Here is a 17,106-nt window from a genome sequence, read left to right as displayed (position 1 = left end):
GCGCGGTCAGTGCGCGAGAATCTTGGACAGGAAGTCGCGGGCACGGTCGGTCTTCGGGGCGCGGAAGAAGTCCTCCGGCGTCGCTTCCTCGGCGATCTGGCCGGCGTCCATGAACACCACGCGATCGGCTGCCTGCCGGGCGAAACCCATCTCGTGGGTCACCACGACCATCGTCATGCCGTCGGAGGCGAGCTCGGTCATCACGTCGAGAACCTCCTTGATCATCTCGGGGTCCAGCGCGGACGTGGGCTCGTCGAAGAGCATCAGCTTCGGCTTCATCGCCAGGGCACGGGCGATCGCCACCCGCTGCTGCTGTCCACCGGACAGTTCAGCGGGGTAGCTGTTCTCCTTCTCCGCGACTCCGACCCGGGCCAGGAGCGCGCGGGCCTGCGTCTGCGCCTCGGCCTTGCCGAGGCCACGGACCTTCGTCGGGCCGAGGGTGACGTTGTCCAGAACGGTCTTGTGTCCGAACAGGTTGAACGATTGGAAGACCATGCCGACGTCGCTGCGCAACTGCGCCAGCGCTCGGCCCTCCTCCGGCAGGGGCGTGCCGTCGACGGTGATCGTGCCGCTGCTGATGCTCTCCAGCCGGTTGATGCAGCGGCAGAGGGTGGACTTGCCCGATCCGGACGCGCCGACGACGACCACAACCTCGCCACGAGCGATGTCCAGATTAATCTGGCGGAGCGCCTCGAACTGGCCGTAGTGCTTGCTGACGTCCGTCAGGCGGACGAGCGGTTCGCCAGAAAAGTCAGCCTTTTCGGCGTTCGCGTTGATCGCGGCCTCTGCCATAGTTGATGAACCTAAAGACGGCTCTTCCAAAAGTCCAATAGAGATATCGGACCGGTTCTCAAGAATTTCTTTATGATTGGCGGGTGCTCGATCCCCAGCAACTGCGACTGCTCCAGGAGGTCGCTCGAACCGGGTCCTACTCGGCCGCCGCCCGCGAGCTGGGTTTCACCCAACCGGCGATCACCTATCAGATGAGGGTCCTCGAGAAATCGGTCGGCGTGCCCCTGACCGTCCGGACGGGACGGACGATGGCCCTCACCTCGGCCGGACAGGCGTTGCTCGCCCATGCCGACCGGATCCTGGCCGCGATCCGGGCGGCCGAGAACGACCTCGAGTCGCTGGCCGCATCGGGGACGGGCCTGGTCCGGCTCGCCGCCTTCCCGTCCTCCTGCGCGACCGTGGTGCCCTCGGCGATGGCCGCGATGCGGCGCCGGTACCCGAACGTCGAGGTCCAGCTCGTGCAGGCCGAACCGCCCCATGCCCAAGAGCTGGTCCGGCGCGGCGTCGTCGATATCGCGCTGTGCTATCGGTTTTCCGGCGCGCGCGGGGTTGAGGCGGGAGAGCACTCCGGACTGGAACAGCGCGAGGTGCTGGTCGAGACGATGCACCTGATCCTGCCGATGGATCATCCGTCCGCGTCGCGTCGCCTGGTCGGCCTCGAACAACTGCGGGAAGCGACGTTCATCATCGCCAGCCCGCAGTTCGAGGATCGCTTGTACCGAGCAGCGGCCGAGGCCGGCTTCACGCCGAAGATCCTCATGGTGGCCGACGACTACGTGGTCATGCAGGCGCTGGTCGCCGCCGGGTTCGGGATCGCCCTCGTACCGGACCTGGCCCTGCGCGCCCACCGTGACCCGCGCATCGTGTCCCGCATGCTGATCGACTGGCCACAACGACACATCCTGGTCGAGCTCTGGCCGGACATGCTGCGGGTCGAGGCCGTCCGCGCACTGACCGACCAGCTCGCGATCGCCAGCGCCCAGGTCGACACCCGCCGCCCGTCCGGCCGGACTAGCCCCGCGACGCCGGCGGCACCGTGACCGACCGCACCGGCGGCGCCGTGACCGACCGCACCGACCGCACCAAGCCCCGGAATCCGTAGTCGGCCGGGCTGCCTGCCTCCAGGCTCACCTCGTACTCGACCGGCGCCTCCAGCCTGAGAGCCCGGGAGGCGACCGCGAGCACCGAACGCGGATGGCTCAGGATCCGCTCGTTGAGCGCGGCACCGAGATCGAGGGCGTAGGCCATCGGATCGAACACGAGTCCATCGACGCCGGGGACCTCGGCAATCTCAGCGGCACGAGCAACGCCCTCGGCGCTGGCGATCTCGGCCAGCACCGGCACCTCCGCCCGGGCGATCCGCTTGGCGAAGCTGCGCAGCGCCGCCGGGACGCGGATGTCGGGCAGCAGCAGCGCGGACAAGCCGGGAAGGCCGAGCACCTCCTCGACGTCCTCGCCGCAGAACGGCGTGGTGATGCTGTTGACCCGGGCCACGGCGCGGCCGCCGTGAGCCAGCCACTGGGACAGGTCCCGCCGGTGCTCGCGTTTCTCCCGCGCGTCGGTCCCGGTCGTCAGATCACAGATCAGGACGCCGTCGGCCGCGGAGTCGACCTCGTACCGCCGCAGGTCCGTGCAGCCGCCGAGCAGCCATACCTCAAGGTCGCTCACCCGGCCTCCCGAAGTCCGACAGTCCCGACCACCGCGGGCCGAATGCCCACTCTATTCGCGTGCCCCGGGCCTCAGCGAGAGCGCTGGATCAGCCGTTCGCGGTTCTGGATGACGAAGCTGCCCACCGAGATCCGGGCCCAGCCGCGCTTGGTGAACTCACGCAGAGCCTTGTTGATCGTCTCGCGGCTGGAACCGAGGATGGCGGCCAGGTCCGACTGGGTCAGGTTGTGCTGGACGAACAGATCCTGGCCAACGGGCTGGCCGTACTGCCGTTCCAGGCGCAGCATCAGCTTGGCCAGGCGGGCGGCTGCGTCGAGGAAGACGAGATCGGTGAGCGCTTCGCGAGCGTGCGTCTTGGCCGCCTCGGTGATGTCGAGAAGGCGCAGGGCCAACGGCGGAAACTGCTCGGCCAGCGCGCGCAGCCGCTTGGTGTCCAGTCGGACGGTCCAGCAGTCGGTGACCGCCTGGACGGTCTCGTCCACGCCGGCGTCGAGCAGTTGGCCGGGCCCGGCGACCCAGGTCAGGCTCTGGTCGGCGGTCCGGGCGAACAGCTCCGCGCGGAGGGTGCCGCTCAGCACGACGATGGTCGACCCGGCCGCGTCGGGCAGGACGTCCTTTGCGGCGTGGCGGGCGAACCGAGCCTGCGCGACGACCGCTTGGATGCAGCTCTCGTCAAGGCCACGCAACAGATCAGTCGCCGCCAGTGCGGCGTATTCCTCGAGCGCGACGCCGCCGATCCGAGCCACGTTCGCGGTCGCCGCTGTGGTCGCTGTGGTCGCTGTGGGCGCGATGCTCACCAGGTGCCGGCGGGCCGTGCCGGGGCCGAGGGCCGACAGAGCTGCCTGGGTGGGTTGAACAACCGCTGTCGTCATTATCGTGACCCCCTGAGTCCGTGGCGCCCTTGTCCTGGCACTTGATGCCATGAAATGATACTGAGTGCCACGAGAGTACATCCGTGCACGAGAGGGGCGCAATGGCAGCCGACACGCGAACGCGACTGACCGATGCGGCCTTCGCGTTGTTCGAGGAGCAGGGCTTCGAGGCGACCACCGTGGAGGACATCGCCGAGCGGGCCGGCGTCGGGCGCAGGACCTTCTTCCGCACCTTCGCCTCCAAGGAGGACGTGATTTTCCCCGATCATGACCGCATCGTCGAGCAGGTCGAGTCCCTGCTGGCCCAGGCCGTGACCGAGGCCGAGGTGGTCCCGACCCTGTTCCGCGGCGCCCGCACGATCCTGCTGCACTACCTCGACGAAGGCGACCGGGCGCGGCTGCGATTCAGCCTGACCAGCTCGGTCACAGCCTTGCGCAACCGTGAGATCGCCAGTGTCTCCCGGTACCAGCGACTGTTCCGCCACTACCTGGACGAGCACGGCTCACGCTCGGCTGAGGACTCGCTGCGCGCCGATCTGCTTTCCGGTGCCGTCGTCACCGTCCACAACCATGTGCTGCGGCGGTGGCTGCGCCGGCAGAGCGAGCAGCCACTGACCGAGTACGACCAGGCCACCGCGGGGCTGGCGGCGCTGTGGCGCTTCGAGGTGGCAGCCCCCCTGGAGCCGAGCAAGGCCGCTCAGGCGTTGATCGTCATACGCACGAGCGAGGATCTCGACGAGGTCCTGCCCCGGCTACGGCAAACCCTCGACGGCTCCTCGGCTCCTCACTGACCGGCCCGCCGGACTGGCAGTCCCACGTGGTTCGGGCCGACTTCGATCTGCCGAACGGGCCGAACGGGCCGAGCGGGCCGAGCGGGCCGGACTGCTCGCCGGAACGAGTCAGCCGGGCCAACGTCAGTTGGCCCGGCTGCTCAAGGAACTGCTACTCAGCTGGGAACGCAGCGGGCCCGGTCAGGGCCCGGTGCGCACCAGATCCCCGATCAGTACCAGTGGCGACGGCCACCGACCTCGCGACCAGCGGCGCCGAGCAGGAAGAGCACGGCTCCGACCAGGATCAAGATGATCCCGATCGTCCACAGGATGGCGATCTTGGCTACGAAGCCGATGATCAGCAGGATGATGCCGAGAACGATCACAGTTTCTCCTTTTCAGATGGGTACAACGGGTACGACGGGTACAACGGGTACAACATTGAAACGATCAGCGCAGCCGGAACATCCGCTGCACATCCGCGGCTGTCGGACGAGCCGCGGCGTCGGAAGCGGTCATCTCAAGGAGGGCGCCGCGCCAGGCCACCGGCCATGAGGTGCCGGCGCCTGACCCCTTTCGATGCCGAGCTCTACGGTCGGCCCCCGCGAAGGTGGCCAGCAGCACCTGCCCGAGCGCTGCAACGTCGTCGGCGGCGGACTGTTGGGCCAGACGGCTGCCGTGGGCACCCGACTCCCCCGTTCGATACAGACCCAACAGTCCGACCTCGACGCGAATATCGGTCCCGGAGCTCACCAGAGTGGAGATCCGAACCGATTCCGCGGTCAGGCCTCGATGGCCGTAACCGCGCTCGTGCAGGTAGGCCAGCAGGCCGCTGAGCACGCTGGTCACTGTCGACAAGAACGCGGCCGACGGGGCGACCGAGGTCGCGGTGAAGACATCGACGAGTGCATGCCCCGACCCGTAGGCGGTGACCACGAAGGTCCGGCCGTCCTGGAGCAGGCCGGCGTCCAACGGCTTGGGCAGGCTGGGGTGGTTGAGTTCGGCCAGTGCGCCGACCCGATCCGGGCTCTGCAGGATCCAGTCGTTCGGCGAGGCGGCACTGGTGGCGTGACCGTCGAAAGCGTCGGGGTCGGCCGGGTCGGACGCGATGGCCACCTGCACCTGGCGCCCGAGGGTCAGATCATGAGCGAGGAAACCGGTCGACGTGCCGGACATCGGGCGGATCAGGCGGTACCGATTGGCGATGATGGTGTCCATCTCCGGGCGGGGAGATGAATAGTCGGCATCGGCAGTGTCGGCCGCCGATGGCTCGTCCACTGCGAAAAGGTCTGGCAGCGCGACCTGAACTCCGGTCCAGGTCTCGACACGTGCGGTCATGACGTTCGCTTTCACGGGGGCTCGCACAGGACCCGCCGCTTCGTGGACCGCGGGTTTAGTTGACCGCAGGGTCCACGCTCTGTTCCGGGACGCCAATCGTCAGCGACTGCGCCTCGTAGGTTTCAGCGTCGCCGACGTTCAGCGTGTTACAGCTGCTCGCGCGGCTGCCTCAGGGTAGCGCCACCACGGGGCCGAACAGCGGGATTCGCGCGGTGTCATTTCATCGGGGCATGAGTAGGATCCTCGCGAGCCCAACCACGGCCACCCAGTTCCCCGGAGTGAATCCCCATGACCATCGGTGCAAGCTTGCTGCTGATCGCGATCGGCGCCGTGCTGAAGTTCGCCATCACCGACAACGTCAAGAACATCGACCTCGGCATGATCGGCGTCATCCTCATGGTGATCGGAGCGGTCGGACTGATCCTGGGCATCGCCATCACCATGTCCCGGCGGCGCACGGACATCATCAGTCGGCCCGGTCGCACCACTTACATCGAGCCGAACGATCCGACCGACCCTCGTCTGTGAAGCTCGTCCTCGGCCCGGTTCTGCGTCACGTCGGCGAGCACGACGCGACGATCTGGGTCGAGACCGACGAGCCGTGCACCGTCGAGATCCTCGGCGCCAGCGAGCACACCTGGACAGTGGCCGGCCATCACTACGCGCTGGTCATCGTCACCGGGCTCGCGGCCGGGACCTCCGTTGCCTACACGGTCAGCCTGGACGGGACGCCGGTGTGGCCGGCGCCCGCTGACCATCGGCCCACGCCGCGCGTGCGGACCCTCGGTGGCGCCGGATCGTTGCGCATCGCCTTCGGATCCTGCCGTTACGCCCGGTCGGCCTCGGTCGCCGACGATCCGCATTTCGAGGCCGACGCCCTGATGGTGCTGGGCCGCCAGCTGGCCGCCGAGTCCGAGGAGCGCTGGCCGCACGCGCTGTTGATGCTCGGCGACCAGGTCTATGCCGACGAGACCACGCCGCAGACCCAGGCCCGGATCCGGCGTCGCCGCGACATCACCACCGGCGCCAAGGAGCAGGTCGCCGACTTCGAGGAATACACCTGGCTCTACGACGAGTCCTGGACCGATCCCGATGTGCGCTGGCTGATGTCGGTCGTGCCCAGCTCGATGATCTTCGACGATCACGACATCCGCGACGACTGGAACACCTCGCGCCTGTGGCGCCAGGACATTCAGCGCACTGATTGGTGGCGCGAGCGGATCATCGGCGGCTTGTCGTCCTACTGGGTCTACCAGCACCTGGGCAATCTCGCCCCGGCTGACCTCGCCGCCAACGAGCTCTACCAGCAGATCCGGACCGGCGGGGCCGACGGCGAACACCTGTTGCGTGCCTTTGCCGAGCACGCCGACGCCGAAGCCGATGGGGCGAAGGGAACTCGCTGGTCCTACCGCCGCGATTTCGGTGCCGTCCGGCTGGTCATGATCGATTCCCGGTGCGGACGCATCCTCGACGAAGACGAGGGCGGCCGCAGCATGGTCAGCGATGCCGAGTACGCCTGGATCGCCGAACAGGCCCGAGGCGACTACGACCACCTGCTGATCGGAACGTCCTTGCCGTGGCTGCTCGCCCGCGCGCTGCACGACCTGGAGGCGTGGGACGAGAGCCTGGCCGCCGGGGCGCGCGGCCCTCGCCTGGCCCGGTGGGCCGAGCGGTTACGGCGTGCGGCCGACCTCGAACACTGGGCGGCGTTCCAGCGCTCCTTCCGTGAGCTGTCCGGGCTCATCCGCGACGTCGCCACCGGCGTCCACGGCCACGCGCCCGCGACGGTCTGTGTCCTGTCCGGCGATGTCCACCACGCCTACGTCGCTCGCGCGCAATTCGAGGAGGTGACGGACACGGAGATCTACCAGCTCACCTGTTCGCCGCTGCACAACTTCGTACCGACCCCGATGAAGGCGACCTTCCGCGTTGCCTGGAGCCGGGCGGCCGAACGCGGAACCCGTTTCCTGCTCGACGCCGTGACACGGGTACCGCGTCCGCCGATGTCCTGGAAGCGCGAAGCCGGCCCCTACTTCGGCAATGAACTGATGACCCTGATCATCTCGGGCCGGCTGGCCACGGTGGAACTGGCCAAGACGACCAGCGCCGACGAGCAGGAGACTGCCCTTGAGCTCGTCGACCGGGTCGCGTTGTCCTCCCGCTAGGCTGGGCGCCGGAGCGGCCGTGACCGTCACGCGAGGGGCGCGGCCGACGCTGACGCTCGGGCAGCAGTGTCGGCAGGCGGCGAACAGCGAGGGCGAGTGCTCACAGACGAGACCGCTTCAACAGCGGATCATCATGCTCGTGACGCAGCGATGACCGAGGCGCCGGACGCGACCGAAACGTCGCTGGCGGCTGCCCAGAGCGGCGACCACGACGCCTTTGCCGAGCTGTACCGCGAGCTGCAGCCCAAGTTGCTGCGCTACGCCGTGGGGTTGGCCGGCCAGGACGCCGAGGACATCACCGCCGAGGCGTGGCTGCAGATTGCCCGCGACTTGGCGACTTTCTCCGGCTCGGCCGACGCCTTTCGCGGGTGGGCCGCGCGGATCGTCCGCAACCGTGCGCTCGACCACGCCCGCTACCGGGCCCGGCGCCCCGTGGAGCCCGCCGACCTCGCCTTCCTACTGGAGCGACCGGCCGATTCCGACACCGCTTTGCTGGCCGCGGAGAACCAGTCGACGCGATCGGCACTCGCGCTCATCGTGTCTCTCCCCCACGACCAGGCTGAGGCGGTGCTGCTCCGCACGGTCGTCGGCCTGGACGCCGCGACCGCGGGCGACGTCCTCGGCAAGCGCGCGGGCGCGGTCAGGGTCGCCGCGCACCGCGGGCTGCGCACGCTGGCCGAGAGGTTGCATCCGGACAGCTCACCCCAGGTCGCTGCCGGCACCGACCCAGGGATTCGCGACCGCGACCGTAGAGCCGGAACGTCTGATACGTCACCCCCGCACGGCAATGAGTAACGGCTCGGCCAGCGTGCACGCTGGAGGAATGTGATGCGATCTTCCAAGCCGTTCCCGAGCCGACTCGAGCTCGACGAACTGCTCGATCACCGCGCCGCTACGCCCAGCCCGTTGAGTTACCTGCTGGACGCGGCCGCCGCGCCGGCAGCACAGATTCAGTCCGAGACCGGAGCCGCCGGCCGGTCGGCCGGCCTCGATGCCGCGATCGCGGAATTCGCGCGAGCGCAACTGGCCGGTCCTCGTCCAACCAGGCGCCGGCGGCGGGTCGTGAAGATCGTGGCCACCAACGCGTTGGCCGCGAAGCTGCTGTTCGCCGGAGCAGCCGCCACGGCGGCCGTCGGTGGGGTCGCCCTGGCCACCGGGCATGAGCCCACATGGCCGAGCCACGGACATCGCAGCACCGCAACGTCCAGCGGTCCGGCCGCTGGCGCGCTGACGACGTCGGCAACCACGTCTGCCAGCGGCGTCACCGGGTCAGGTTCGACCGGTTCATCAGGCTCGACCGAGCCGGGAGCCTCGTCGGCTCCGCTGTCCGGCCAGGGCTCCCGAACGCTGTCGCCGTCACGGTCGACGTCCGGATCGCCGTCTCTCACACCATCGACGACCGGGCCCAATCCCGATCTCGTCGGGCTGTGCCGGTCCTGGCTCAAGCGGCCCCACGATCACGGAAAGGCCGACAACAGCCCTGCGTTCCGAGTGCTCATCCAGGCCGCCGGAGGGGCCGGCCACGTCAGCACGTACTGCACCGCGCTACTGGCGCAGCCGAGCGTGCGGCCTTCTGCGAGCGCTCCGCCTTCGATCAGTCAGTCCGAATCGGAGTCCTCGACCCCCGAAAACAGCAACAGCAACGGCAACAGCAACAGCAACGGCAACGGCAACGGCAACGGCAAAACGAAGCCGGGCAAACCGGTGAAGCCCAAGAAATCGAAGCCGGCCAAGGACGCTACGCATACCAGCACGGCAACCTCGTCCGACCCCGCCGACCCCGCCGACCCCGCCTCGAAGGGACCGGCCGACGACGCCTCGCCTGGGATGCGGAACTGACCCGCTGCTGATCTCCCGTCCGCGCCGCAGCAAACGTCACGTCCCGGCGGCCTGGAATCGCGGTCGCGACAGGTCCGCTACTTGATCTTGGCTGGAGCGAGCGAGATCGCCCGGATTCACATACAGTGCAGAAGGCCAACAGCGCCCCCTTCCACGACGGCGTATCGCTGGCCGCGTGTTCGCAGGACAGGACCGCATGAGCTCCGAGCGTGCTGCCGACGACGAGACCGGTTGGCTTATTCTGCAGGGCGATCTTGACATCGCTTCCGCCCACGCCCCGGTTGAACTGGGACATCGGCTGTTCGGTGAGCGAACGCCCAGGCGCGTCATGGTGGATCTGACCGCGGTCAGCTTCATCGATTCCAGCGGATTGGGCGGCCTCGTTCAGCTCAGCAACCTCGTCGCGGCCCGCGGCGCCGCCCTGTTCCTCACCGGAGCCAACCCGCGCATCGTCACCCTGCTGCACCTGTCCGGGCTCGCGGCGGTACTTCCGCTGGCCGACCCGGCAACCCCGGCCGCGTCTGGCACCGTGCCCGAAGCGATCGGCTGAACCTGGTCAGACCGCGTTGGGGACCGTCGGCCAGTTGTCGCTGAGACCGGTCAGCTCCAGCACCCGTGCCACCCGAGCCGAGGGACTCTGCAGGGCGAAGGTGCGGCCCAGATCGGCCGCGAAGCTCGAAACCTCGATGATCGCGCCGATGCCGGTCGAATCGATGAACTCGACGCCGGCCAGGTTCAGCACCAGTCCGGTCGAACCGGTTGCCTGCAGAGCGAGCTCGCCCGCGGCGATCAGTTCGCCCTTACTCATGAGGTCCAATGACCCGCGCAGGCTGAGCGTGTACGTACCGGTGGCCGAAACCTGCTCGACGATCCTGAGATCCATGACCGCATAGTAGCGACCAGGACGAGCCAGAAGGACCGGGGCGGCTCCGATGCACGCGAGCCCGGCCCATCGAATGCTCGATGGGCCGGGCTCGGCGTGATGCGGACTAGGAGATCGGCGTAGCGGCGCTGACGAACTCGTTGGTGTAGGTCTTGGACAGATCGATGGACTTGCCCTTGACGGCCGGGTTGAACGCCGACAGTACGGACAGGTCCGTCTTCGGACCGTCAGCGGGCATGAGGCCGTTGGGGTTGAAGATTCCCTTTTCGCTGTCGAGAGCCTTGGCGTAGGCGTCCTTGCCGACACCGGCGTAGTAGTCGGCCGGCATCTTGTCGGCGATCTCCGCCCCGGTGTGCGCCTGGATCCACTTCAGCGTCGCCACGTAGGCGTTGACGAGCTTCTGGACGGCGTCCTTGTGACTGTCGACGTAGCTCGTCGTCATGTACAGCGAGGTTGCCGGATACGTCCCGCCGAGCGCCTGGCGGGAACCATCCGCGGTACGCATGTCGAGCAGGATGAAGCCGAGGTTGTTCTTGAGCACCTGCGACACCGTGGGCTCGGTGGTCATGCCGCAGTCGATGGCCTTCTGCTTCAGCGCGGCGATGAATGTCGTACCGGCGCCCACTCCGCGACGCGTGGTCGTGGCGGGATCGACGCCGCTCTTGGTGGTCAGGTACTGGGTCAGGAAGTCGGTCGACGAACCGGTGTCGGTGATGCCGAGCGCACGCCCCTTGAAGTCGGCCGGCGACTTGACCGTGCCCTTGAGGTCGGTCCGGCAGATCTCCACCTCACCAGGGATCTGCAGCATCGACACCACCGACTCGGCCGACTTTCCCTGTCCCTGCAGGGCAATGGTGTGGTCGTAGAAGCCACCGACGCCGTCGACCTGCCCCGCGAGCAGGTTCTGGGTGGCGTCGCCGCCGGCGGGTTCGTCCTGCAGCTTGACGTTGACTCCCGCCTTGGCGTAGTAGCCGAGCTGCTGGGCGAGCATGTAGGGAAGGTAGATCTGCTTGCTCATACCGCCGACCATGATGTTGACCGTCGGCGAACCGGCCGCGGCCTTCGCGCCGCTACCGCTGCCGCTGGTGGCCTTGCTGCTGCAACCAGTGAGGACGAGCACCGCGGCTGCCCCGCAGGCAGTGATCGCGGACAGGCGTTTTCCGAGCATTGTTGTCTCCCGATGAAGGTGGGTGGGTGGTGCAGGGGTGTAGAGCAGGACAGTGGTGCGGGTCGAGCGGGCGGTACGGGTTCGAGCTCAGAAGGCAGTGAGGTCGTCCGTGCTGATCTGGGAGGGTCGCCAGGACAGGACCCTTCTTTCCAGCAGCGTGATCAGCGCTTCGGCGACCAGCGCGATGATCGCCACCAGCAACATGCCGGCCATCACCCCGGCCATGTTCAGTTCGCTCTGCGACGTCTTGATGAGCAGTCCCAGGCCCTGGTTGGCGCCGAGGATCTCTCCGACCAGCGCCCCGATCAGGGCGAAGCCGAAACTGACGTGCAGGCTGGCGATGATCCAGGTGAAGGCCGACGGAAGGATGACCTGGCGAGTCACCTGCCAACGCGATCCGCCCAGGATGCGGGCGTTGGAGATCAGATTGCGATCGACCTCGCGAGCACCCTGGAAGGCGTTGAAGAAGACTCCGAAGAAGACCAGCACGACGACCAGAATCACCTTCGACTTCATCCCGAAGCCGAACGCGACGGTGAAGATCGAGCCGAGGATGATGCGGGGAATCGAGTTGCCGACCTTGATGAAGGGCGAGAACACGTCGGCCAGGAAGCGACTTCGGCCGAGCAGGATGCCCAGCACGACGCCCAGGACCACGCCGATGATGAAGCCGTACGCGGCCTCCTCCAGCGTGACCAGGATCTGGGAGGCCAACGAGCCCTGCGACGTCCCGTTGCTGACCCAGGTCCGCAGCTGGGTCCACACCATGCTGGGCTTGCTCCAGAAGAACGGATCGATGTAGCCGTGGTCGGCACCCAGCTGCCATCCGCCGAGCAGGACGACGACGACGGTGAGGCGGACCGCGTTGACCTGCGCGCGCCACTTCGACCGCGGGCGCATGCCCTTTCTCGGCTCGGGCTGGCCGGCCTTGACGCTGGTGCGCATGGTGCTGCCGGCCAGTTCTGCGGTCATGAGGCCACCTCCGCGGTCGTTCGGGCATAGGCGGTCTCGACCTCGGCGCGCAGCGCTTCCCAGATCTTGGAGTAGATGGACACGAATTCCTCGGTGAACCGGATCTCCTGGGCGCGCCGCGGGCGGGGCAGGTCGACGTCGAAGACCGCCTTCACCCGTCCCGGACCGGCGGTGAGGACGACGACCTTGTCCGCCAGGGCGATCGCCTCCTCCAGATCGTGGGTGACGAAGATGACGGCCGGACGGGTCAGCTCCCACAGGGACAGCAGCTCGTCGGACATGATCGAGCGGGTCTGCACGTCGAGGGCGGAGAACGGCTCGTCCATGAGCAACACCGAGGGCTGGTTGATCAGGCTCTGGGCCAGCGCGACCCGCTTGCGCATACCGCCGGAGAGCTGGTGCGGAAAGCGGTCCTCGAAGCCGGACAGTCCCACCCGCCGCAGCCAGTCCCGGGCGTTCTTGTTGGCGCTCGCCTTCGAATCGCCGCGGAACCTCGGGCCGGCCGCGACGTTGTCGAGCACGCTCTTCCAGGGGAACACCGCGTCGGTCTGGAACACGAACCCGACACCGGGGGTGATGCCGTCCACCTCGTGCCCCCCGACTCGGGCCACGCCGCGCGAGGGCCGCTCCAAGCCCGAGACCAGGGTCAGGGTGGTCGACTTGCCACAACCCGTCGGACCGACGACGGCGCAGAACTCACCCGGCGCGACGGTGAGGTCCAGATCCTCGATGGCGGTGTACAGACCGCCCGAGGGAGTCGTGAACCTTTTGGTGACGTTCACCAGCTCGATCGCCGGTTGATCGGTGGGCGCTGCCATGCGTTGCCTCCTTGTGGCCGTTGGAGCTTTGTGGCTGTTGGAGGGCAAGGCTGCAGGCAAGCTGTGGCTGGGTAAACAATTGCGATCGTTTGCGGGCAATCCCGCGATACTCGGGGTTAGCTGGTCAATCGCGCGTTACGATCACGTTTCCGAAACTTTCGTGCGTTTAGTTCACGGGGTCTGGTCAAGAGGCACGCGAACGTGCTTCCATCCCGCGAACGAACCGGCGATCGGGTGAAGGTGATAGGACATGGGACGAGGACGTACCTTGGCCTCCCAGATCCTGCTCGCCATGGTCGGGATTCTGCTCGGAACGGTCGTCCTCGGCGGCATTCTCGATCTGCGCCTGACCACTCACTCCCTCGATCAGCAGTACGAGGAACGAGCCCGCGTCACGGCCATCGTCGTGGCCGACATCCCCGACATCCAGACGGCGGTACAGGCGCAGGACCCCAACCACGTCATCCGCGGACTGGCCGCGCGCGTCGTGCAGAATACCGGCGCCGCCTACGTGGTGGTCTCTGACCGCGACGGGGTCCGCTACTCCCATCCCAACCCGGCTCTGATCGGAAAGCGGCTGGAAGAACCCGTCGCCGTGCTGGACGGCCAGGACCGGGTCGGCATCGACCACGGCAGCCTGGGCCGTTCGGCGAACGGGAAGGCCCCGATCTTCGACGCGAACGGGCGGGTGGTCGGACAGGTCTCGGTCGGCTACCTGGAAACGGCCGTTGCGGGCCAGGTCCACAAGGACATGGTCGCCATCGCGGCGTACTGCGCCATCGTCCTCGGGCTGGGCGTCGTGGTGGCCCTGGTGCTGGCGCGAACCATCAAACGGGTGACCTTCGGGCTGGAGCTGCGGGAGATCGCATCGCTGCTGCAGGAGCGCGAAGCGATGCTCCACGGCATCAAGGAAGGCGTCATCGGCTTCGACACGCGGGGCCGGATCACGCTGTTGAACAACGAGGCTCGGCGGTTGCTGGGCATCAGCACCGCCGGGGTCGGTGAGCGCCTGGAGGATCTCATCCCGGCCGGCCGGCTTCGCCAGGTCCTGGACGGAACGTCCGGCGGCAGTGACCAATCCGTCATGACCAGCGACGCCCTCCTGGTCGTGAACCGCCGGCCGGTGGTCATCGGCAATCGGGACGCCGGCAGCATCGTCACCCTGCGGGACCGCACGGAGCTGGAGAGCCTGATGCGGCGGATGAACGCTGTCACCGGTCTGACCAACGCCTTGCGCGCGCAGGAGCATGAGTTCACCAACCGGCTCCACGTGCTGTCCGGGCTCGCCGACCTCGGCGATCTGGAGGAGATCGCGAAATACCTCTCGATCATCACCCGCGATCAGGTGTCCTCGGCGGAGGATCTGCGCGCCCGGATCGGATCGCCCCTCGTGGCCGCGCTGCTGCTGGCCAAGATCTCGGTGGCGACCGAAGCGGGCGTCGAGCTGACCCTCACCCCGGAATCGAGCTTCGACACCGATATCGATCCGCAGAACCTCATGTCGATCATCGGCAATCTGGTCGACAATGCCATCGAGGCCACCGCGGGGGTGCCGACCCCCCGCCTGGTCACCGTCGACCTGGCCGACCAACCGGAGCTGAGGATCATCGTCACGGACAACGGTCCCGGAGTGGCCTCGGACCGACTGGAGGACATCTTCACCGACGGCTTCTCCACCAAACAACCGCGCGGCCAGATGCGCCGCGGCATCGGGCTCGCGCTGGTTGCTCGCCTGGTGGCCAAGAGCGGCGGGACGATCGAGGTACGGCCCGGCCCGGGCGGCTATTTCGAGGTCCGGCTGCCACGAACCGCACCGTTGGTACGGTCCTCTTCCGCGGCCGGGGCCATCTTCGGTGATCAACCGTGATTCGCACGTTGGTCGTCGATGACGATTACCGTGTCGCGAAACTGCATTCGGCCGCGGTGGACCGAGTCGAGGGCTTCACGACCGTCGGCGAGGCCCACACGGCGGGCGAGGCTCGCACCATGATCGCCGAACTGCATCCGGACCTGATGATCCTCGACATCTACCTGCCCGACGAGGACGGCTTGAGCCTGCTGCGCTCGCTCACCGCCGAGGACCCGGATGCCCCGGACTGCATGATCGTCACCGCTGCTCGCGACCTGGACTCGGTCCGCGCGGCCATCGGCCTGGGCGCCGTCTACTACCTCGTGAAGCCCTTCGGCTTCCGGCTGCTGCGCGAGCAGTTGGAGACCTATCGACGCTGGCGCCAGGAGATGACCACCGCGGGCAACGTCGACGCCGACCAATCAGTCGTCGATGCGCTGTACGCCATGCGCCAGCCCGCGGGCACCGAGCGGGGAGGGCGCCCGCGACTGCCGCCCACGATGGCGCGCATCCTGGCCATCGTCCTCAATTCGCAAGAGACCCAGTCGGCAAGCTCGGTGGCCGATCAGCTCGGCATCAGCCGGCCGACCGCCCAGCGGTACCTCACCGAACTCGAACGCAAGGGGCTCATCGCGCTCGATCTCGAGTACGGCGCCACGGGACGACCGGTGCATCGCTACGCCCGCCCGTCGGCGCCGGAGCTGTAGCGCGTCCCGAGCTGCTGTCTGCCGGAGACGACTCCGCGGGACGGCCCTCAGAAGCCCAGGGGGAGCCCGGCGTAGTTCTCGGCCAGACCGGTGGCACCCGCGTCGCTGCGGGCCACCCATTGGAGCTGGGACAGCTGGAGCTGGCGGGTGAAGGGATCGTCGTCGGTGTGCAGCATGGTCGTCATCCACCAGGAGAAGTGCGTGCACCGCCACACCCGGCGCAGCGCGGTGTCACTGTAGGCATCGGCGAGCCGGGCGTCGTGCTTGCCGAGCAATGCGACCAGCGCCGGCGCCAGCAGAGCGACATCGGCGACGGCGAGATTCAGTCCCTTGGCTCCCGTGGGAGGCACGATGTGCGCGGCGTCCCCGGCCAGGAACAACCGCGACGAGCGCATGGGTGACTGGACGAAGCTACGCATCGGCAACACGCTCTTGTCCGTGATCGGACCGGGTGTGAGGCTCCAGCCGTTCACCCCGTCGCCGAGGCGCTCGGCCAGCGCGGCCCAGATGCGGTCGTCCGACCAGTCCGCCAGGTCCGTGCCGGTGGGAACCTGCAGGTAGAGCCGGCTCACCGTCGCCGAACGCATCGAGTGCAGGGCGAAACCGTCGGGGTGCCAGGCGTAGATGAGCTCGTCGGTCGAGGGCGCGACGTCGGCGAGAATGCCCAGCCACGCATAGGGATACTCGCGTTGCCAGACGGTCCGCTCGGCGGGCGGAACCGCCGCCCGGCTCGGTCCGAACGAGCCGTCGCAGCCGACCACCACGTCGGCGTCCAGTCTCCGCGGTGCGCCGTCGGCGTCGCGAAACGTGAGATAGGGATGGTCGGTGTTCAGATCGTGCAACGCGGTTTCGCCGGCCTCGTAGTGGATGACCTGACCGTCGGCCGCACGCGCCGCGCCGAGGTCCTTGGTCACCTCGGTCTGCCCGTAGACCCAGACACTGCGTCCGGTCAGGTCGACGAAATCCAGATGGTGCCGCTCGCCTGGCCACTGCAGGTAGATGCCGCGATGCTCGTCCCCCTCGCGGTGCAGCCGCGCTCCCAGCCCCACCGAGTCCAGCAGCTGGACCGTGGAACTTTCCAGGATTCCGGCGCGGATCCGCGCTTCGACGTAGGCCCGGGAGCGGCTTTCGACGATGACGGAGTCGATACCGTCCGCCGCGAGCAGATGGGACAGCAACAGACCGGCGGGACCCGCACCGACGATCGCGACCTGAGTACGCATGGGAGCAGTGAACGCCACCTCGGCGGCCCGAACCACCCCTGT

The 17,106-nt window shown here is 67.9% G+C and carries 19 protein-coding genes; 9 read left to right on the top strand and 10 right to left on the bottom strand.

Annotation, left to right across the window (positions count from 1 at the left end; genetic code table 11):
• Window positions 1-6: 6 nt before the first annotated feature.
• Entirely contained in the window at window positions 7-792 is a 786-nt protein-coding gene (locus M6D93_RS03375; RefSeq protein ID WP_249772946.1) for an amino acid ABC transporter ATP-binding protein, read from the bottom strand.
• Window positions 793-875: 83 nt separating this feature from the next.
• On the opposite strand from M6D93_RS03375, the gene M6D93_RS03370 reads away from it, so the two are divergent.
• Window positions 876-1,832 (top strand): LysR family transcriptional regulator, encoded by a 957-nt coding sequence (locus M6D93_RS03370; protein WP_249772945.1) that lies wholly within the window; start codon window positions 876-878, stop codon window positions 1,830-1,832.
• On the opposite strand, the gene M6D93_RS03365 is transcribed toward M6D93_RS03370, so the two are convergent.
• Window positions 1,804-2,460 (bottom strand): aldolase/citrate lyase family protein, encoded by a 657-nt coding sequence (locus M6D93_RS03365; protein WP_249772944.1) that lies wholly within the window; start codon window positions 2,458-2,460, stop codon window positions 1,804-1,806. The two genes, M6D93_RS03370 and M6D93_RS03365, sit on opposite strands and share 29 nt — an antisense overlap.
• Window positions 2,461-2,531: 71 nt before the next feature.
• Window positions 2,532-3,332, bottom strand: coding sequence for a Crp/Fnr family transcriptional regulator (locus M6D93_RS03360; protein ID WP_249772943.1), 801 nt, complete (start codon window positions 3,330-3,332; stop codon window positions 2,532-2,534).
• Window positions 3,333-3,433: 101 nt separating this feature from the next.
• Between M6D93_RS03360 and M6D93_RS03355 the strand changes: the two genes are divergently transcribed.
• Entirely contained in the window at window positions 3,434-4,123 is a 690-nt protein-coding gene (locus M6D93_RS03355) for a TetR family transcriptional regulator (protein ID WP_249772942.1), read from the top strand.
• Between the two features lie 209 nt (window positions 4,124-4,332).
• Here the strand turns inward: M6D93_RS03355 and M6D93_RS03350 are convergent, their stop codons facing one another.
• Together M6D93_RS03350 and M6D93_RS03345 are read right to left on the bottom strand one after the other, a co-directional pair.
• The gene (locus M6D93_RS03350) at window positions 4,333-4,488 is read right to left on the bottom strand and encodes a DUF6131 family protein (protein ID WP_249772941.1); all 156 of its coding nucleotides are present in this window, start codon (window positions 4,486-4,488) and stop codon (window positions 4,333-4,335) included.
• A gap of 64 nt (window positions 4,489-4,552) precedes the next feature.
• Window positions 4,553-5,440, bottom strand: coding sequence for a serine/threonine-protein kinase (locus M6D93_RS03345; RefSeq protein WP_249772940.1), 888 nt, complete (start codon window positions 5,438-5,440; stop codon window positions 4,553-4,555).
• 288 nt (window positions 5,441-5,728) lie between these two features.
• On the opposite strand from M6D93_RS03345, the gene M6D93_RS03340 reads away from it, so the two are divergent.
• The 5 genes from M6D93_RS03340 (at window position 5,729) to M6D93_RS03320 (ending at window position 9,994) form a co-directional block, all read left to right on the top strand.
• Complete coding sequence (locus M6D93_RS03340) at window positions 5,729-5,968, top strand: DUF6458 family protein (RefSeq protein ID WP_249772939.1); 240 nt, start codon at window positions 5,729-5,731, stop codon at window positions 5,966-5,968.
• Window positions 5,965-7,605 carry an alkaline phosphatase D family protein gene (locus M6D93_RS03335; protein WP_249772938.1) on the top strand — a complete coding sequence of 547 codons (1,641 nt, stop codon included), beginning with the start codon at window positions 5,965-5,967 and terminating at the stop codon, window positions 7,603-7,605. Before M6D93_RS03340 ends, M6D93_RS03335 begins: the two co-directional genes overlap by 4 nt.
• Before the next feature lie 150 nt (window positions 7,606-7,755).
• Window positions 7,756-8,400, top strand: a complete 645-nt coding sequence (locus tag M6D93_RS03330) for an RNA polymerase sigma factor (RefSeq protein ID WP_249772937.1) — start codon at window positions 7,756-7,758, stop codon at window positions 8,398-8,400.
• 33 nt (window positions 8,401-8,433) lie between these two features.
• Window positions 8,434-9,444, top strand: a complete 1,011-nt coding sequence (locus M6D93_RS03325) for a hypothetical protein (protein ID WP_249772936.1) — start codon at window positions 8,434-8,436, stop codon at window positions 9,442-9,444.
• A 196-nt stretch (window positions 9,445-9,640) separates the two neighbouring features.
• Entirely contained in the window at window positions 9,641-9,994 is a 354-nt protein-coding gene (locus M6D93_RS03320; RefSeq protein ID WP_249772935.1) for an STAS domain-containing protein, read from the top strand.
• Window positions 9,995-10,000: 6 nt separating this feature from the next.
• Here M6D93_RS03320 and M6D93_RS03315 read toward each other — a convergent pair whose 3' ends face one another.
• From M6D93_RS03315 to M6D93_RS03300, 4 genes are all read right to left on the bottom strand, one after another.
• Complete coding sequence (locus M6D93_RS03315) at window positions 10,001-10,327, bottom strand: STAS domain-containing protein (RefSeq protein WP_249772934.1); 327 nt, start codon at window positions 10,325-10,327, stop codon at window positions 10,001-10,003.
• Between the two features lie 106 nt (window positions 10,328-10,433).
• Window positions 10,434-11,495 (bottom strand): ABC transporter substrate-binding protein, encoded by a 1,062-nt coding sequence (locus tag M6D93_RS03310; RefSeq protein ID WP_249772933.1) that lies wholly within the window; start codon window positions 11,493-11,495, stop codon window positions 10,434-10,436.
• A gap of 87 nt (window positions 11,496-11,582) precedes the next feature.
• Window positions 11,583-12,440, bottom strand: a complete 858-nt coding sequence (locus M6D93_RS03305) for an ABC transporter permease (protein WP_430667256.1) — start codon at window positions 12,438-12,440, stop codon at window positions 11,583-11,585.
• A gap of 23 nt (window positions 12,441-12,463) precedes the next feature.
• Entirely contained in the window at window positions 12,464-13,285 is an 822-nt protein-coding gene (locus M6D93_RS03300) for an ABC transporter ATP-binding protein (RefSeq protein ID WP_249772931.1), read from the bottom strand.
• Window positions 13,286-13,535: 250 nt separating this feature from the next.
• Here M6D93_RS03300 and M6D93_RS03295 point away from each other — a divergent pair, with 250 nt between their 5' ends.
• Window positions 13,536-15,152 carry an ATP-binding protein gene (locus M6D93_RS03295; protein ID WP_249772930.1) on the top strand — a complete coding sequence of 539 codons (1,617 nt, stop codon included), beginning with the start codon at window positions 13,536-13,538 and terminating at the stop codon, window positions 15,150-15,152.
• Window positions 15,149-15,841 (top strand): response regulator, encoded by a 693-nt coding sequence (locus M6D93_RS03290; protein ID WP_249772929.1) that lies wholly within the window; start codon window positions 15,149-15,151, stop codon window positions 15,839-15,841. The genes M6D93_RS03295 and M6D93_RS03290 overlap by 4 nt, the downstream gene beginning before the upstream one ends.
• Before the next feature lie 47 nt (window positions 15,842-15,888).
• Here M6D93_RS03290 and M6D93_RS03285 read toward each other — a convergent pair whose 3' ends face one another.
• Window positions 15,889-17,064: a 4-hydroxybenzoate 3-monooxygenase gene (locus M6D93_RS03285; protein WP_249772928.1), complete on the bottom strand. Its 1,176-nt coding sequence runs from the start codon at window positions 17,062-17,064 to the stop codon at window positions 15,889-15,891.
• Between the last annotated feature and the right edge of the window lie 42 nt (window positions 17,065-17,106).

Origin of the sequence: Jatrophihabitans telluris, assembly GCF_023516435.1 — a bacterium.
Classification (GTDB): Bacteria; Actinomycetota; Actinomycetes; order Mycobacteriales; family Jatrophihabitantaceae; genus Jatrophihabitans_A; species Jatrophihabitans_A telluris.
This window is presented reverse-complemented; position numbering and strand designations above follow the sequence as displayed.

Excerpts from the sequence above, each read along its gene's own strand:
- M6D93_RS03375 (WP_249772946.1), bottom strand. The coding sequence starts at position 792 with ATGGCAGAGGCCGCGATCAACGCGAACGCCGAAAAGGCTGACTTTTCT.
- M6D93_RS03360 (WP_249772943.1), bottom strand. The coding sequence starts at position 3,332 with ATGACGACAGCGGTTGTTCAACCCACCCAGGCAGCTCTGTCGGCCCTC.
- M6D93_RS03355 (WP_249772942.1), top strand. The coding sequence starts at position 3,434 with ATGGCAGCCGACACGCGAACGCGACTGACCGATGCGGCCTTCGCGTTG.
- M6D93_RS03345 (WP_249772940.1), bottom strand. The coding sequence starts at position 5,440 with ATGACCGCACGTGTCGAGACCTGGACCGGAGTTCAGGTCGCGCTGCCA.
- M6D93_RS03340 (WP_249772939.1), top strand. The coding sequence starts at position 5,729 with ATGACCATCGGTGCAAGCTTGCTGCTGATCGCGATCGGCGCCGTGCTG.
- M6D93_RS03330 (WP_249772937.1), top strand. The coding sequence starts at position 7,756 with ATGACCGAGGCGCCGGACGCGACCGAAACGTCGCTGGCGGCTGCCCAG.
- M6D93_RS03325 (WP_249772936.1), top strand. The coding sequence starts at position 8,434 with ATGCGATCTTCCAAGCCGTTCCCGAGCCGACTCGAGCTCGACGAACTG.
- M6D93_RS03320 (WP_249772935.1), top strand. The coding sequence starts at position 9,641 with ATGAGCTCCGAGCGTGCTGCCGACGACGAGACCGGTTGGCTTATTCTG.
- M6D93_RS03315 (WP_249772934.1), bottom strand. The coding sequence starts at position 10,327 with ATGGATCTCAGGATCGTCGAGCAGGTTTCGGCCACCGGTACGTACACG.
- M6D93_RS03310 (WP_249772933.1), bottom strand. The coding sequence starts at position 11,495 with ATGCTCGGAAAACGCCTGTCCGCGATCACTGCCTGCGGGGCAGCCGCG.
- M6D93_RS03305 (WP_430667256.1), bottom strand. The coding sequence starts at position 12,440 with ATGCGCACCAGCGTCAAGGCCGGCCAGCCCGAGCCGAGAAAGGGCATG.
- M6D93_RS03300 (WP_249772931.1), bottom strand. The coding sequence starts at position 13,285 with ATGGCAGCGCCCACCGATCAACCGGCGATCGAGCTGGTGAACGTCACC.
- M6D93_RS03295 (WP_249772930.1), top strand. The coding sequence starts at position 13,536 with ATGGGACGAGGACGTACCTTGGCCTCCCAGATCCTGCTCGCCATGGTC.
- M6D93_RS03285 (WP_249772928.1), bottom strand. The coding sequence starts at position 17,064 with ATGCGTACTCAGGTCGCGATCGTCGGTGCGGGTCCCGCCGGTCTGTTG.